This is a genomic window from Haemophilus aegyptius, assembly GCF_900475885.1.
In the GTDB taxonomy this organism is placed as follows: domain Bacteria; phylum Pseudomonadota; class Gammaproteobacteria; order Enterobacterales; family Pasteurellaceae; genus Haemophilus; species Haemophilus influenzae.
In genome coordinates, this window is record NZ_LS483429.1 from 1080914 (window position 1) to 1095728 (window position 14815).

Below are 14815 nucleotides of genomic sequence, written 5' to 3' on the forward strand. Positions count from 1 at the left end.
TTTGATGTTTAAGAATTTATAAAACTTATTTAAATGCCCTTTAAATCTCCCCTAACCCCTCTTTACAAAAGAGGCGGGATGGAATGAGGGGCATTCATAATAGGTTTTAAACCAACAGGAGAACCTTATGAATAAAAATATCCACAAGTTTGATCGCTTTAAATATTACAGTGAACAAGCGGCAAACAGCGAACGCAGAGGCGAACTGCAAGACGCCAAAGCGCAATGGGCGATTGCGGAACTTAACGCACCTAACGCACGCAATCAAGAGTGGTGCAAACACCGCGCCGCGTTTTGTGACCGAGTATTAAGAAAACCGTTTTAAGGGGGAGATTATGGCGAAATATGTAGCACGTTTTTATTGCTTAGTTGAAGCAGTTGTGGAAGCTGAAAGCAATGAGCAAGTATTGGAATTGTGTGATTTGAATGTGTGTGATGTGAATAAACTACCGCATACGATTACGGAAATTGATGATGTGGTTGAGGTGGAGGAAGTATGAGTGAAAAGAAAGCGCAAGTCACCGAGCAACTGGCGCAGATTATGGAGCAAATCGAAGCAGCAAAAGAACAGTGGCTGGTTGATGACTCAAAAGGGGCTTTGTTGCTATTACAAGCAGCAAGCAGAGAGATGGAAAGTGTGGCGTGGCGAATGGCACCAGTGTTGGGGTGATTAAATGACAGATCAAATTTATGAATTTAAACAGGTGACAGATATTTTAGTGCTTGACGATAAACAGTTTGAACGATTCTTAGCAGATTTCAAAGAATGGTTCCATTTTCAAAAACAAGCGAGAGCCGAAGCCGAAAAGCTAAAAGAACTTGGATTGAATATTACTCTAGCAGATGTGATTCGTTGGAAAGATGATGACCTGATAGGAGTAGGAAGTATCACTATTGATGTGCAAAAAACACGCGACTATTAAAACCCATTTACAGTCCATTCAAATCTCCCCTAGCCCCTCTTTACAAAAGAGGGGGATGGGTTAGATGAAGTGGGCTGAGTAATGTGTTTTCAATTAACAAGGAGGAAAAATGCAGACAAAAATCATTCAATGGTTGGCAGTTTTGTAGGGTGGGCTTTAGCCCACCATAAGAATGTGATGATATTTGCGGTGGGCTAAAGCCCACCCTACGAAGCTAGAAAGCGGAACAGGAGAAAGGCTATGTTGCGTAAAAATTTAATCGCTAAAATCCATATTGGAAAAAGCCAATTAGGTCTTGATGATGAAACCTATCGTCAATTATTGGTCAGTACAACGGGGAAAACAAGTTGTACTGAAATGACGGAAAGTGAATTGCAACAGGTGTTAAATGTTATGGTGCAAAAGGGTTTTAAATCCAATAGTCATTTTTGGGGAAATCGTGCAGCACCACGTGAAGATAAGAAAATTTATTTGGCAAAAATTACCGCACTTTTAGCAAAACATAGTTTACCGAAAGAATATGCCGATGGTATTGCGAAACGTTCGTTTAAAGTGGATTTTGTGCATTGGTTACAGCCGTGGCAGTTGAAAAAGGTGGTGCAGATGTTGGCGGTGTATGATCGAAATCGACAACATTAATTCACATCAACAACAGGAGAAAAAACATGAAAAATCAGATTATCTTAGCCAACGAAGTGATCGCCTTAGACGAACACGGCAGAATCAGCTTGAACACATTGCATAAGTTAAGCGGTACAGGAAAAGAAAAACAGCCTGCGCTTTGGTTACGCTTACACGGCACACAGGAACTGATTGCGGAATTAGACCGATCTACAGATCTGAAGATCGCCTACACCGCCAAGGCTTAAGCAACCGCCAAATCGCCGAGCAATTAAACCGCAGTATTGCGACCGTCTGGGCATTGGTGCGCTAGAGCCGATTTACAGGGTTTAGCGCAAGCCCTGAATAATCGGTTTTAGTTTTGTAGGGTGGGCTTTAGCCTACCATAAGAATGTGATGATATTTGCGGTGGGCTAAAGCCCACCCTACGAAGCGACGAAACTTTTTGCATAATGTTGGGTAGAAAACCTTGATTTCTGATTAAAAAAAGGTTAATTTTGCGATCAGGGTCTGAAAAGCCCAAAGATGCGGTCGGCACAACCGTGATTTCGTGCTATTTTTTTGCCTGAAGTTTAGGTAAAAAAATTAAAACCAATTTATCAATGACCGACAGTGCGAGGAATATAATACCGCAAGGGAATAACTCCGCTGTTCATCTTTACAGTTTTCAGCTGTCGGTCGCCCTACTGAAAATAGGGTTCCAATTAAAGGAAATTAAAGATGACAAACCTACCTATTCATACCTTTACAGGTCAAATCAATAATCACCCAGTTGAATTAATCAATGCTCGTGAAGTCCACGAATTATTACAAGTAAAAACTCGTTTTGATACTTGGATCGGTCGTCGCCTTTCGGAGACAAGATTCCGTAAAAACCTTGATTTTATCGAATGCTCAAATTTGAGCAATCGTGGATTCTTCAAGACAGAAACCAAAGAATACCACCTTACTCTCCGAATGGCAGAGCATTTATGCCTGATGGAAAACAACGAGATTGGCGACCGTATTCGTGATTTATTTATTGAGTGTGAAGAACAAGCACGCAATGAAATTCCACGCTTGCAAGCGGAAAACGCCCAATTAAACGCAAAATTGACAGCCATCCCTACATTTTTACGTAACAATCCAGATGAATTAGCACGTTTAATTACCACTGCGCAAACCGCCTTTTTAACGGCAAACCCACAAGCGAAAGACTTTTTACGCTATCGTGAAATGGGCTTAAGTTATCGTGAAATTGGTACGCTATTAGGCAAAACCAAAGATAGCGTGAAATGGATGGCATTTAAAATGCGGAATTTGGGCTTTTTTTCCTCCACATTACCAAAAACAGCTGCTGTGCAGTTGGATTTGTTGGCGTAAGGGGGCGAAGATGAGCATCGGATATGAATTAGAACATCAATTTGATGAAATTCAAAGTAGCCTTGGTGGCTTGCACTGTTTGCGCCAGTTGTTGGAAATCACTGACAACACGGCTGATACCTTAAGTTATAGCCAACTTGCTGGTATGATTGCAGTGTTTACCGCAGCATTGGATTGCCAAGTTAGCACGGTGCGACAGTTAGTGAAAGAATTGCCCATTAAGGCATAAAGAAAATCCCACTTCGGTGGGATTTTTTTATCTTTTTTTTTCAAAAATACCGCCTTTTTAAAATTTCCGTGTGAGAATTGTGTAAAACAATTTGCGGAGGTGTTTATGGTTGAATCTTTGGAAGATGTGGCTGAACTACTGCCTGAAACGGTGCAGCAGATGGTGGATTTGGTGGGCTTTGCTGCGGTGGAGAAAATTATTACAAATTTTGGTGGGGCTACCTTTCGATTTACTGATGGGGTGCATTATTTTCCAAAACTCAAAGCACTCATCGGTTTGGAAAGTGCGGTGAAATTACGAGAGGTTTTTCGTGGGGAGTGGCTGTATATTCCTCGTTGCCAAACGGCATTGCGTGTGTTGCGTAATTATCGTTTTAAAGCCGATTATGATTATCTTACCCAGCATTTAAATAAATCAGGGCGTATGGCTATGCTTGAGCTTTGTCCGAAATATCAACTTTCTGATCGGAGCGGTTGGGAGATTTTGGCGCAAATGCGCCATCCTGAAGAAACCCATAATCTTGCCTTGTTTTAGTGCTGAAACCGCTCCTCTCTTCTCTTTACTCTGCTTTTAAGACAATACCCTTCAATCTCAATAGATTAAGGGTATTTTTTATGGCTTATCCCATTCAAAAAATTGTGATCCATTGTTCAGCAACGCGCAATGGCAAATCTTTACGCACGGCGCAACAAACCGCCGCGCAAACTATCGACAGCTGGCACAAAGGACGTGGTTTTAAACGTAATCCAGAGCGATGTCGTCAATTTAATCCACACTTGCTTCATATTGGTTATCACTTTGTGATTGATGTGGATGGCACAGTGGAAAGTGGCAGACAAGAAGGCGAAACCGGTGCACATGTTAAAGGGCATAACTTAAATTCATTGGGCATTTGCCTAGTGGGTGGTGTAACAGCAAGCAACAAAAATCACGGTGAATATACAGAAAAGCAGTGGCAAGCCTTATATCGCTTATTACGCCAACTTGAGGCGAAATATCCTGATGCGCGAATTTGTGGGCATCGTGATTTAAGCCCAGATTTAAATGGCGACGGCACCATTACACCTAATGAATGGGTAAAAGCCTGCCCTTGCTTTGATGTGTGGCGTTGGTTGGATAGTGAACAAGTTATTAATGTTGAACATTTGTTTGAGGGCGAGTGATGAAGATGAAATTTTTAGGCGTGTTTAAACGTGTTTTAAATTGGTTTCAAAAGCCTCAAAAAGTCACGCAATATCGACCGCACTTTTACAGTAAAAATGCGTGGAGTTATGTATCTAGAGGGAAACCGACGGCAGCCGAAGTGATGATGTGGAGATTATGCCGATGAATAAGTTTTTTGAATTATTTACCAATAGTGATGGGCGAGCCAGTACAACGGGGTTTATTCAGTTTTTCGGCTTTTTGGTCATGGCGGGTGTACTGATTTATGCGGTCTATCTTGACCGTTCTACGGTCACTGATTTGTTTTTTTATTTTGCTTGTTTTTGTGGGGGTTCTGCTGCAACCAAAGGGGCAGTGATGGCTTTTCAAGCCAAACAAGCAAAACCAGAAGAACAGATTACCAGTGAAACCTATGTGGAGCCAGAACAAACGGATAGACCAAGGGGGATTTGATGAGTATGCAGATTATTTTAGCAGGGCTCGGGATTTTCGTGCTATTGGGTGCGTATGTGATGTTTAAGCTGAAACAGGCACACCGTGAGATTGAGCAGTTATTAAAAACCAATGCCCAGTTGCAAGTGCAGAAAGTCGTGGCTGAAACCCAAGTGAAACATTTTGAAGTGAGAAAGAAAAATGAAGAAAACACTCGTAATACTGGCCGTGATGATGTCATTAACCGCCTGCAGCAATCAGGCGATCTCCGTGATTAATCCAAGTTGTAGTGGATTTGGCATTATCACTGCTAGCCGACAAGATACCACGGAAACCTTGCGACAAATTGCGGTACATAATGCGACGTATCGTGAGATTTGTGCTGAAAGTAAGGAGCCAAAATGATTGACGATAAAGTGTTTATTGGCATTGGCACGACGTTGATTATGACATTAGTCGGCTGGGCGTGGAAATCGGTAAACGATAAAGTGGCTGAAAATGAGCATGCGATTAAAGCCTTAGAAAAGCAAATGCAACAGGATTTTCAGAGTAAAGAGCTTGCTGAAGTAAAAAATAAACACTTTGAAAGCATTTTGAAAGAGGTGCGCGATCAGTTGAAAGAAATCAATCAGAAGTTAGATAAAAAGGTGGATAAATAATGTCAGCAAGAGAGCGAAAACGATTAGAGCAATTGGCAGAAAAACAAGAAATTAATGCCAAATTAGATGAGATTCTGGCTTTAAGCCGACAAGCGAACCATAAAATCGATCGCTTAGACGGTCGAGTGGATGATATTGATACTCGCTTGGCAAAGGTAGAAGAAAGTTTGGCGAAATTAGGTGTGCGTGCTGCGGTTATTGGCGGGTTAAGTGGCTTGGTCGTCTCTGTTGGGTTTGAGCTGATTAAAGCAAAATTCGGGGGTTAAGATGGCACATGATGAAAAAACCAAGGCAGATGTGCGCCGTTATTATGTGTTTGATTGCTTAACGCTTGAATTAGCCGCTGAAAAAGCAGGTGTATCTTACAACACGGCACGCCGCTGGAAACGTGAAGCCGAAGCGCGTGGCGATAATTGGGATAAAGTGCGTGATGCGAACACGATGGCAAGTGGTAAAGTGGAAGATGTGGCGCGCGGCATGCTGACTGCGTTTGTGCTTTATTTTGAAAACACAATGAATGAGATTAAGCGCGCGGAAGCATTGCCTGTGAGTGAAAAGGCGAAGTTGATTCAGGGCTTGGGTGATAGCTATTCGAAAATGGTGGCAAGCAGTAAGCGATTATTGCCAGAAGTGTCGGAAATGGCGACGGCAATAAAGACCATCACGATGTTTGGAGATTATATACAAGCCAATAAACCTGAGCTGATTAATGAGTTTGCGGACTTGTTGGAAGGGTTTGGGAAAACTTTAGATAAGGAATTTAAAGCATGAAACTCTTAATTTTTCAGTTGCCATCACTTGCAGCCATTATTTGTGCATTCTTATTGTTAAGCCAAGGTATTAGTGGTTGGGGATGGTTTTTATTTATTGCTTTTTGTCTATCGGCTTCTAGAGTAAGTTATGAAAAATAAAGAATTATTAGCGGAATTAAAAGCCTATTCGGACAGCTTGCGACAAAAGGTCGAGGCAAAGTTTGAGGGGTGGGATGATTCTCTTGCTGCCATTAGTGAGCGACGCAAAAAGGTGTTAGATCCTGTTTCGGGCTATGACTTTTTTGTGTCGAATTACTTTCCGCATTATGTGCGCTCAAGTTCACGTTCGCAGTTGCATAACTATCTTTTTGAGCAGTTGCCACAAGTATTACAACAGCCATCATCAGTTCATTTGGCCATTGCTGCGCCACGTGGTGAAGCTAAATCGACCTTGGTCTCCCAGCTCTTTACACTTTACTGTCTTGTGACACAGAAAAAACGCTATGCGTTGATTGTGATGGATAGTATCGACCAAGCCTATCCAATGTTGGAAGCCATTAAAGTAGAGTTGGAATTTAACCAACGTTTGCGCATTGATTTCCCTGAAATAGCAGGACAAGGGCGTGTGTGGCAAGCGGCAACCATTATCACAAAAGCCAATCAAAAAGTGCAAGTGGCAGGTTCCGGCAAGAAATTGCGTGGTTTACGCCATGGGGCGTATCGTCCTGATTTGGTGGTACTGGATGATATTGAAAATGACGAACAAGTGCGGAGCCCTGAACAGCGTGACAAATTGCACGATTGGTTGAAGAAAACCGTCCTTCCGTTAGGGGCGGCTGGAGATAAGTTAGATGTGGTATATATCGGGACTATTCTCCATTACGACAGTGTTTTAAACCGCACTTTATCGAGTAAAGCGTGGAAGACAGCCAAGTTTAAAGCCTTAATTCGTCAGCCTGATGATATGAGCCTGTGGGATAAGTGGGAGGACTTCTACTTAAACGAAGGCGAAGCGGTGGCTGATGCTTTCTATACGCAAAATCAAGCGGCAATGGATAAAGGTGCGGTAGTAAGTTGGGCTGCTCGCCCGATTTTAACCTTGATGAAGATTCGCGCTCGTGATGGGCATGCCACCTTTGATTCGGAATATCAAAATGACCCGTTAAGCAGTGATGATGCGATGTTTGCCAATAGTTTGACTTATTGGACGGAATTGCCAGCAAATTTAATTTATTTCGGTGCGCTTGACCCATCCTTAGGAAAAGCAGGGGCAAGTAGAGACCCCTCTGCCATTTTAGTGGGCGGATATCATAGAGAAACAGGCAAGTTATATGTGGTGGAAGCGCAAGTGAAGAAACGTTTGCCTGATTTAATTATTGAAGATGTGATCCGTATGCAGAAGCAATACCACTGTCAGCGGTGGTTTGTTGAAACGGTGCAATTCCAAGAGTTTTTAAAAGATGAATTAGTGAAACGCTCTGCGCAACGTGGCATTCCTGTTCCAGCGACGGCGACGAAGCCAAATACAGACAAAATGTTGCGTATTGAGAGCCTACAACCCCACATGGCGAATGGCTTAATTTTGTTGCATAGCTCGCAAACTACACTGATTTCCCAGTTACGCCATTTCCCGAAAGCAGACCATGATGATGGCCCAGATGCGCTGGAAATGTTGTGGCGTAATGCAGTGGGTAGTTCGGCAGCGATTGAGTGGATTGGGTTGGATCAGTTGGATACGTTTGATGTGGAAGATGAAGACGATGATCTTTATTCGTTTTGGCGAGATTAATTGAAATCGGGGCTTGTACAAAGCAAAAGTAGGCAAACGGTGCATGATGAAAGTGCGGTTGATTTTTTAGGGAGTTTAAATGGGATTTTTAGATAAGGTTAAAGGGCTTTTAAAAGGTAATGAAACAGAGCCAACACAAACCGATGAAGCGGAAGTGACTGCAACGGGGCGTGTATTAGATGATCACCCCTCTGCAAAAATTACGCCTTCAAAATTAAAGCAGATTTTAGAGGATGCCGAAAACGGCGATATTCAGGCACAGCATCAACTTTTCATGGATATTGAAGAGCAAGATAGCAGTATTGCGGCGAATATGATGACGCGTAAGCGTTCAGTTTTAACACTAGATTGGCGTATTGTTGAGCCACGTAATGCAACCCCTGCGGAAGAAAAATTGCAAGCAGAGATTGATGAGTTATTTTATCAATATCCCAATCTTGAAGACTTGTTTATGGATTTAATGGATGCCGTGGGACACGGTTTTTCGGCGTTGGAAATTCAATGGGCACAGGTGGATGGCAAATGGGTTCCAAAAGGCTTTAAACCTTGTCCTCAGTCTTGGTTTAAATTGGATAAAGACGATAGTTTATTATTACGCACGCCAGCGAATCAAATGGGCGAGCCTTTACGTCCTTTTGGTTGGGTGGTACATCGCCATAAATCTCGTTCGACACAGTTGGCGCGTGATGGCTTATATCGCACATTGGCATGGCTTCATATGTATAAGCATTATTCTGTGCGTGATTTTGCCGAGTTTTTAGAGCTTTATGGTATGCCGATTCGCATTGGTAAATATGGTGCCGGTGCCACTAATGCGGAGAAACGCACGTTACTGCGTGCGTTGGCTGAAATTGGGCATAACGCGGCAGGCATTATGCCTGAATCGATGAAGATTGAACTACATAACGTCGCTAATGCGGGTGCTGCATCGGGTAATAATCCATTTTTACAGATGGTTGATTGGTGCGAGAAATCTATTGCTCGGTTGATTTTGGGGCAAACCTTAACATCGGGGGCGGATGGTAAAAGCTCCACCAATGCGTTAGGTAATGTGCATAATGAAGTGCGTCGTGATTTGATGATTAGCGATGCGAAACAGATTGCGCAAACCATTACTCAACAAATCATTTTGCCGTATTTGCAAATTAATGTTGATCCGAATATTGCGCCACATCGTATCCCTTATTTTGAGTTTGACACAAAAGAATATGAAGATTTATCGGTCTTTGCAGAAGCCATCCCTAAACTTACCGGCATTGGCGTGCAGATTTCTGAAAGTTGGGTGCGGGATAAATTAGGAATTCCTGAACCGCAGGAAGGTGAACTGATTTTAAGAACACCGCAAGGCGAGAAAACGGACGAAAAAACGACCGCACTTTCTGCCGTATTTAACCACGGCAAAGACTGTTCTTGCGGTTGCCGTGCTGCTGCGTTATCGGCGCAGAATGGTACAAAGGACGAACAAGCTGAACTGGACGGTTTGATTGATGATGCACTGGCAAATGCGGATTTTAATCAACAGCTTGATCCTATGATGAAACAAATTGTAGGCGTGGTCATGGCAAGTGAAAGCTATGACGAAGCACAGGAAAAACTGATCGCACTTTATCCTGATTTAACCAGTGAAAGCCATCAAGCCTATTTGACAAGTGCAGTATTTTTAGCTGATTTATTAGGAGCTGCCAATGCCGAGCGCACCTAAGTTTGCCATTGGCGTAGAACCCAAACAAGCCATTGAGTTTTTGCGCCAAAAGAAAATGCTTGCCAGTAAGGTGTTAGCAAAAGAAATGCACGATAGCGCATTGGCACGTGCCACGACGATTGCGCACCTAACTAGCCTTGATATGACAAAGGATATTTACCAATCTTTAGAAACGGCTATGCGTGAGGGCAAAGGCTTTCACGTTTGGAAAAAAGAACTGGTGAGTGAATTTGAACGCAAAGGCTGGATTTTTGGAAAAGATCCGTCTATCCGTGGTATTGATGGGCATTTACTGGCAGATCCCAAAACAGGGGAATATTTTGGCACGCCGCGTCGGTTAAATACGATTTATCGTGTTAATATGCAGTCCGCTTATTCGGCTGCGCGTTATCAACGCTTACGTGACAATGTGGATAATCGCCCTTATTGGCAATATTCCGCCGTGGGTGATGCGCGTACTCGTCCTGCCCATTTAGCATTGAGCGGTAAGGTGTATCGTTATGATGATCCGTTTTGGGCGACATTCTACCCGCCCAATGGGTTTAATTGTCGCTGTACGGTAATTGCGTTAGGCGAAAGAGATTTGAAACGCCGTGGGATTGATAAGCCTGACGATAGTTCTGAATTTTTGGTGGAAGTAGAACGCCCTGCGAATAAGCAAGGTAATCGTGAAAAGACGGTAGGGTTTAAATTACCTGATGGCACGATACGTGTGACGGATAAAGGCTTTGATTACAATGTAGGGCGATTAAACTACAAGCCTAATTTGGATCTTTATCCTGAAAAACTGGCGCATGCGTTTGCGAAAGTTGAGATGAAAGGTGGGGAGTTTAAGCACGATTTTGAATTGTTGGCAAAGCGTATGGCGGAGATGAAACAAACGCTCAGCCTAGATGGAAAAAAACTCACTGCTGATCAAATGTTACAGGTGCGAGATAGTCTTACCAAAAATTTTAAATTTGCGGCAGGTGTCTTGAGTGCGGAAAGTAAGGATTTATTGAAAAGCAAAACTGGCACAGTGTGGCTTTCTGATGATACTTTAATTAAACAGTTTAATAGCCGTGATGGGCAAGATTTTGGGATTGATGAGTATGAGGCGTTGCCAGATATCATCAATGCTCCAGATAAAATTGTAGTCGATGAACTAGGATACCAATTTTATAAGGATGTTAATGGCAAGAAACTGCTTGCAGTATTGAAGGTTTTAAGCAAAGAACCGGAAATTTTTGTTCAGTCGTTTAGATTAGTGAGTGATAAGCAATGGAGAAAGGCATTTAAAGAGTAAGCCACTAGGCGGGGCTCGAACCCACCGCACACAGTCCAAGGTACTATTTCAACCTATCGCTTGCGATCCTCGAGATTCATCGCTTTTCTAGTGGCTTGACGACTATACCCCCTTAAATTTTAAAAATCAACGATTATGATAGACATTGAAATCAATAACGCACAAGAAATTGCATCGGCACTAGAACGCCTTGCACAAGCCACCGCTCATCGAGCTCCGTTAATGCGAAGTATTGCGGGGACAATGGAATCAGCTGTGCTGCAAAATTTTGATGTTGGGGGGCGTCCTAAATGGCTGGGGCTGAAATATCGTCAAGGTACGCCTTTGGTGGATACTGAAAACCTGATGGCGAGCATTACTTCTGAATATAATAACAATGAAGCCATTGTGGGGACGAATGAGCCTTACGCGGCTATTCATCAATTCGGCGGTAAAGCTGGACGAGGTCGTAAAGTAGAAATTCCAGCTCGTCCTTTTTTGGCTTTAACACCTCAAGATAAGGCAGATATTTTGGAAGACGTGCAAGACTACTTCCAACGCTTAATTAAATAAATCAGAAAATCGCCCTAAATCGCACGTAGGGCGATTTTTTACTTTTAGGGTATAAGATTTCATCTTTAAATTTTTAAAACAATTTAAAACGGTTTTAAAGCGTTTTAAAATGGGGTTGGGTTGTTTTCAATCATTCAATCTTTCACGTCTTTAATGTGAGGCTTGTTCCTCATTGTCTAACATTTCAAATTATTGGGTTGTGCTGAAGCCAGTCATCTCTTGTTATCTCGTTCAATTCGATATTCTGCCATCCTAGATTGAGTTTTTAAGGATGGTTTCAGATGAAATTAACAGTTGCCGCTTGTAGTTTTGAAATTGACAAGGCGAAGTATGGTCGTATCCAACTTTTACCTTATGGCAAATTTCGCGCTACAGACGGCAGACCAACCGATGTGGAGGCATGGTATGTAACAGATACAAATGGCGCGGATGTGGTGGCGTTGGCAAATAATCAACGCAATCCCCTTCCTATTGACTATGAACACCAAATTATTCACTCCCTAAAAAACGGCAAAGAAGCACCGAGTGCGGGCTGGATGGAATATTTCTATTTTACCCCACAAGGGATTTTTGCTGATGTGCGTTGGACTGATAAAGCCGCGGACTATATCAAAAATGGCGAATATCGTTATATCTCGGCTGTGTTTGCTTACGACACAGACGGCTATGTTCGCAAGATCTTTCATGCTGCATTAACCAATACGCCTGCTTTAGATGGCATGGAGGAGGCAATGGTGGCAGCCAGCGTGAATTTGTTACAAGAGGACAATCCAATGAATAAAAAATTATTGGCAGCATTATGCACACTGTTTGTTTTAAAAGCAGATGCAAGTGAAGCTGACATTACGGAGAAAGTGACCGCACTTTCGGCAGCTAAAGGCGATAGCTCTGTGGACGTGTTAGATGTTTACGCAAAATTAGCTGAAAAAGAACAATCAGTGGCAGCGTTATCCACACAAGTGGGCAACCCTGATCCTGCTAAATTTGTGCCAGTCGAACAGGTAGCCGCATTACAGGCTGATTTTAATGCGCTTAAAACATCTGTAGAAGCGGACAAGAAAGCGGCATTAATCAAAGCAGCATTATCGCAAGGCAAACTGGCTCCCGCATTAAAAGATTGGGCGCAAAGTTTATCTGTTGAAGCATTAAGTGCTTATTTAGAAAAAGCACCTGCAATGGCAGCATTAAGTGGTGAGCCACAAGCAAAAGGCGACCCAGAGCAGAAAGTGGCAACGTTAAGTGCGGCAGAGAGTGCAGCAGCAAAAGCGTTAGGCTTAAGCGAAAAAGATTATATGGCAACCTATAAGGAGCAAAAATAATGGATAAATTCAAAAAATCGGCACTTTTAAAAGCCCTTGATGAAGCCTTTAAAAAAGACTTTGCAAGCGGTTTAAACGTGATTAATCCTCAATGGTCAGAAATTGCGATGAAGATTGCAAGTTCTACCGAAACCAATACTTACGGTTGGTTAGGGCATTTCCCAAAATTGCAAGAATGGGTGGGTAAACGTCGTTTACGCAAAATGCAAGCACAAGGTATGCAAGTATCGAATAAGTTGTTTGAAAGCACTGTTGCTATTCCGCGCACCAATATTGAAGACGACCAGGTGGGCTTATTTAGTCCGATGGTAAAACAAATGGGACAAAGTGCGGCGGAATTACCTGATGATTTAGTCTTTGGCTTAATTAAACAAGGTAAAAGCACCCTTTGCTATGACGGGCAGAATTTCTTTGATGACGATCATCCTGTTTTTGCGGAAGTCGATGGCACAGGCAATCAAACCACGCAAAGTAATATTACCAAAGGCAGTGCAGCAGGAAAACCAGCGTTTTATTTGTTGGATACGACGAATGCCGTGAAGCCATTTATTTGGCAAGAACGCTTAACCCCTGAAATTGAGACGAAATTTGATCCGTCTAAATCCGATACGGTATTTATGGAAGATACCTATATTTGGGGCGTGCGTGCGCGTGGTAATGCAGGTTTTGCATTCTGGCAACTTGCTCATCGTGTGGAAGACAGCGAATTAACTGAAGATGTCTTAATGGGCGTGTTGGCAAAAATGAAATCCTTAAAAGGCGATGGCGGCAAGTTGTTAAATATTCGTCCGAATATCTTATTAGTGCCACCTGCACTTGAATATACAGCAAAACGTTTAGTGGAAGCCGATATTATCAACGGTACCAGCAATGTGTTGAAAGGGACGCTTAAAGTGATGGTGTCTTCACAGATTGTGGAGTAATCCGTCTCTTTCCTTGCCTTCCCTCGCTTGCGAGGGAAAGCAAGAAATGACTAGGAGGAAGTTATGGCAAAGAAACAGCAAAACAAGACAGACGATGAAGTGAAAACCGATTCTGCGGAAAACACCACAGAAACCGACCGCACTTTAGACGAGTTGGATGACACGCCCAAAGGTAGTGATGCGATTCATCCTATTGCCTATGCGGTGACGTTACGTGCAATTCATCCGCAAGCCTCTTATGGTCGCTGCGGCTATCGTTTTAACAAAGAAAGTGCAGTGGAAATTCCAGTTGAAAACTTGACAGGTGAGCAAGTTATTATGCTTGCTGAAGATCCTTGGTTAGAACTTATTCCCATCTGCGAAAAATAAGGATGAGTGATGCATTACGCCAGTGCTGAAGATTTTGTGTTACGTGTAGGGGAAGTACAAGCCATTGAGCTGACCGACCGCGATTTGACTGGGCAAGTTAATGACAATTTGCTTGATATTGCATTGTCTGATAGCTCAAGCCAAATTGATGGTTATTTGGCAGCACGTTATACCCTCCCTCTTGTGAATGTACCACAAAACTTGGTGCGACTTTGTTGTGATTTGGCACGTTATCGTTTAGCGAGTATGTCTCATGTGACGATTACAGAAGAAATTATTACACGCTATAAATTAAGTTTAAAAGAACTTGAGGATATCAGTGTGGGTAAGATTTCGCTGGGGTTGCCACCGACAGAGAATAATGATGCCAACGAACACGACAATGGTGTGATTTTTACTAATCCGAAAAACAGGATTTTTGCGCGTGATTACTCAAATTGAAAATGCTCTTGTAGAACGCCTACAGCGTGGCTTAGGGCGTTTAGTCAATACCGTTAAAAGCTACGGTGGCGAGCTCGATGATGAAAGTCTTGGGACATCACGTTTGCCGATGTGTTTAGTCACTTTTGGGGGCGCACGTATCGAACGTATGGGCACTAATTTGAAACGACATCAATCTACATGTCTTTTTTGTAAAAGGCATTAATTTAAAGTGAAGATAAATAAAGGGTAAATTTTATGAAAAAAAAGTAGCATTCTTTTTATTATTTAGTATAATAAGCATCATCGCATCA

Annotated in this window: 26 protein-coding genes and 1 pseudogene; all 27 read left to right on the plus strand. The window is 42.6% G+C overall.

Features of this window, described 5'->3' with window-relative positions:
* Nucleotides 1–127 precede the first annotated feature (127 nt).
* Nucleotides 128–325 (plus strand): ANR family transcriptional regulator, encoded by a 198-nt coding sequence (locus DQN49_RS05685; RefSeq protein ID WP_006996621.1) that lies wholly within the window; start codon nt 128–130, stop codon nt 323–325.
* Between the two features lie 10 nt (nt 326–335).
* The gene (locus DQN49_RS10210; RefSeq protein WP_006996622.1) at nt 336–500 is read left to right on the plus strand and encodes a hypothetical protein; all 165 of its coding nucleotides are present in this window, start codon (nt 336–338) and stop codon (nt 498–500) included.
* Entirely contained in the window at nt 497–670 is a 174-nt protein-coding gene (locus DQN49_RS05690; protein WP_006996623.1) for a hypothetical protein, read from the plus strand. The genes DQN49_RS10210 and DQN49_RS05690 overlap by 4 nt, the downstream gene beginning before the upstream one ends.
* Nucleotides 671–674: 4 nt before the next feature.
* Nucleotides 675–923, plus strand: a complete 249-nt coding sequence (locus tag DQN49_RS05695) for a hypothetical protein (protein WP_006996624.1) — start codon at nt 675–677, stop codon at nt 921–923.
* Nucleotides 924–1163: 240 nt separating this feature from the next.
* A complete protein-coding gene (locus tag DQN49_RS05700; protein WP_006996625.1) occupies nt 1164–1562 on the plus strand; it encodes a gp16 family protein in 399 nt (132 codons plus the stop codon).
* A gap of 26 nt (nt 1563–1588) precedes the next feature.
* The gene (locus DQN49_RS05705; RefSeq protein WP_006996626.1) at nt 1589–1792 is read left to right on the plus strand and encodes a KilA-N domain-containing protein; all 204 of its coding nucleotides are present in this window, start codon (nt 1589–1591) and stop codon (nt 1790–1792) included.
* A gap of 472 nt (nt 1793–2264) precedes the next feature.
* Nucleotides 2265–2906: an antA/AntB antirepressor family protein gene (locus DQN49_RS05710; RefSeq protein WP_111723566.1), complete on the plus strand. Its 642-nt coding sequence runs from the start codon at nt 2265–2267 to the stop codon at nt 2904–2906.
* Nucleotides 2907–2916: 10 nt separating this feature from the next.
* Nucleotides 2917–3135, plus strand: a complete 219-nt coding sequence (locus tag DQN49_RS05715) for a hypothetical protein (RefSeq protein WP_006995449.1) — start codon at nt 2917–2919, stop codon at nt 3133–3135.
* Nucleotides 3136–3240: 105 nt separating this feature from the next.
* A complete protein-coding gene (locus DQN49_RS05720; RefSeq protein WP_006995448.1) occupies nt 3241–3669 on the plus strand; it encodes a Mor transcription activator family protein in 429 nt (142 codons plus the stop codon).
* Nucleotides 3670–3749: 80 nt separating this feature from the next.
* Nucleotides 3750–4298 (plus strand): N-acetylmuramoyl-L-alanine amidase, encoded by a 549-nt coding sequence (locus tag DQN49_RS05725; protein WP_006995447.1) that lies wholly within the window; start codon nt 3750–3752, stop codon nt 4296–4298.
* Complete coding sequence (locus DQN49_RS10215) at nt 4298–4465, plus strand: hypothetical protein (RefSeq protein WP_006995446.1); 168 nt, start codon at nt 4298–4300, stop codon at nt 4463–4465. The genes DQN49_RS05725 and DQN49_RS10215 overlap by 1 nt, the downstream gene beginning before the upstream one ends.
* Nucleotides 4462–4752: a DUF2644 domain-containing protein gene (locus tag DQN49_RS05730; RefSeq protein ID WP_006995445.1), complete on the plus strand. Its 291-nt coding sequence runs from the start codon at nt 4462–4464 to the stop codon at nt 4750–4752. The genes DQN49_RS10215 and DQN49_RS05730 overlap by 4 nt, the downstream gene beginning before the upstream one ends.
* Nucleotides 4752–5009, plus strand: coding sequence for a DUF2681 domain-containing protein (locus tag DQN49_RS05735; RefSeq protein WP_006995444.1), 258 nt, complete (start codon nt 4752–4754; stop codon nt 5007–5009). The genes DQN49_RS05730 and DQN49_RS05735 overlap by 1 nt, the downstream gene beginning before the upstream one ends.
* Nucleotides 5002–5136: a hypothetical protein gene (locus DQN49_RS10580; protein WP_006995443.1), complete on the plus strand. Its 135-nt coding sequence runs from the start codon at nt 5002–5004 to the stop codon at nt 5134–5136. Before DQN49_RS05735 ends, DQN49_RS10580 begins: the two co-directional genes overlap by 8 nt.
* The gene (locus DQN49_RS05740; protein ID WP_006995442.1) at nt 5133–5390 is read left to right on the plus strand and encodes a hypothetical protein; all 258 of its coding nucleotides are present in this window, start codon (nt 5133–5135) and stop codon (nt 5388–5390) included. The genes DQN49_RS10580 and DQN49_RS05740 overlap by 4 nt, the downstream gene beginning before the upstream one ends.
* Nucleotides 5390–5656: a hypothetical protein gene (locus tag DQN49_RS05745; RefSeq protein WP_006995441.1), complete on the plus strand. Its 267-nt coding sequence runs from the start codon at nt 5390–5392 to the stop codon at nt 5654–5656. Before DQN49_RS05740 ends, DQN49_RS05745 begins: the two co-directional genes overlap by 1 nt.
* A 1-nt stretch (nt 5657) precedes the next feature.
* On the plus strand, nt 5658–6161 hold the full coding sequence (locus tag DQN49_RS05750) for a DUF1804 family protein (protein ID WP_006995440.1): 504 nt from the start codon (nt 5658–5660) through the stop codon (nt 6159–6161).
* Nucleotides 6158–6301: a hypothetical protein gene (locus DQN49_RS10220; protein WP_005681449.1), complete on the plus strand. Its 144-nt coding sequence runs from the start codon at nt 6158–6160 to the stop codon at nt 6299–6301. Before DQN49_RS05750 ends, DQN49_RS10220 begins: the two co-directional genes overlap by 4 nt.
* Nucleotides 6291–7931: a phage terminase large subunit gene (gene terL / locus DQN49_RS05755; RefSeq protein WP_006995439.1), complete on the plus strand. Its 1641-nt coding sequence runs from the start codon at nt 6291–6293 to the stop codon at nt 7929–7931. The genes DQN49_RS10220 and terL overlap by 11 nt, the downstream gene beginning before the upstream one ends.
* A gap of 79 nt (nt 7932–8010) precedes the next feature.
* The gene (locus DQN49_RS05760; RefSeq protein ID WP_006995438.1) at nt 8011–9633 is read left to right on the plus strand and encodes a DUF935 domain-containing protein; all 1623 of its coding nucleotides are present in this window, start codon (nt 8011–8013) and stop codon (nt 9631–9633) included.
* The gene (locus DQN49_RS05765) at nt 9617–10918 is read left to right on the plus strand and encodes a phage minor head protein (RefSeq protein WP_065246957.1); all 1302 of its coding nucleotides are present in this window, start codon (nt 9617–9619) and stop codon (nt 10916–10918) included. The genes DQN49_RS05760 and DQN49_RS05765 overlap by 17 nt, the downstream gene beginning before the upstream one ends.
* A gap of 135 nt (nt 10919–11053) precedes the next feature.
* Nucleotides 11054–11470, plus strand: a complete 417-nt coding sequence (locus DQN49_RS05770) for a phage virion morphogenesis protein (protein ID WP_065246956.1) — start codon at nt 11054–11056, stop codon at nt 11468–11470.
* 281 nt (nt 11471–11751) lie between these two features.
* Nucleotides 11752–12789, plus strand: coding sequence for a phage protease (locus tag DQN49_RS05775; RefSeq protein WP_006995436.1), 1038 nt, complete (start codon nt 11752–11754; stop codon nt 12787–12789).
* Nucleotides 12789–13712, plus strand: coding sequence for a Mu-like prophage major head subunit gpT family protein (locus DQN49_RS05780; protein ID WP_006995435.1), 924 nt, complete (start codon nt 12789–12791; stop codon nt 13710–13712). Before DQN49_RS05775 ends, DQN49_RS05780 begins: the two co-directional genes overlap by 1 nt.
* Nucleotides 13713–13775: 63 nt before the next feature.
* The gene (locus DQN49_RS05785) at nt 13776–14081 is read left to right on the plus strand and encodes a hypothetical protein (RefSeq protein ID WP_006995434.1); all 306 of its coding nucleotides are present in this window, start codon (nt 13776–13778) and stop codon (nt 14079–14081) included.
* Nucleotides 14082–14090: 9 nt separating this feature from the next.
* The gene (locus DQN49_RS05790) at nt 14091–14522 is read left to right on the plus strand and encodes a gp436 family protein (protein ID WP_006995433.1); all 432 of its coding nucleotides are present in this window, start codon (nt 14091–14093) and stop codon (nt 14520–14522) included.
* A pseudogene (locus tag DQN49_RS05795) lies at nt 14506–14712 on the plus strand (phage protein Gp37); the annotation flags it as partial. The gene DQN49_RS05790 and the pseudogene DQN49_RS05795, both read left to right, overlap by 17 nt.
* Between the last annotated feature and the right edge of the window lie 103 nt (nt 14713–14815).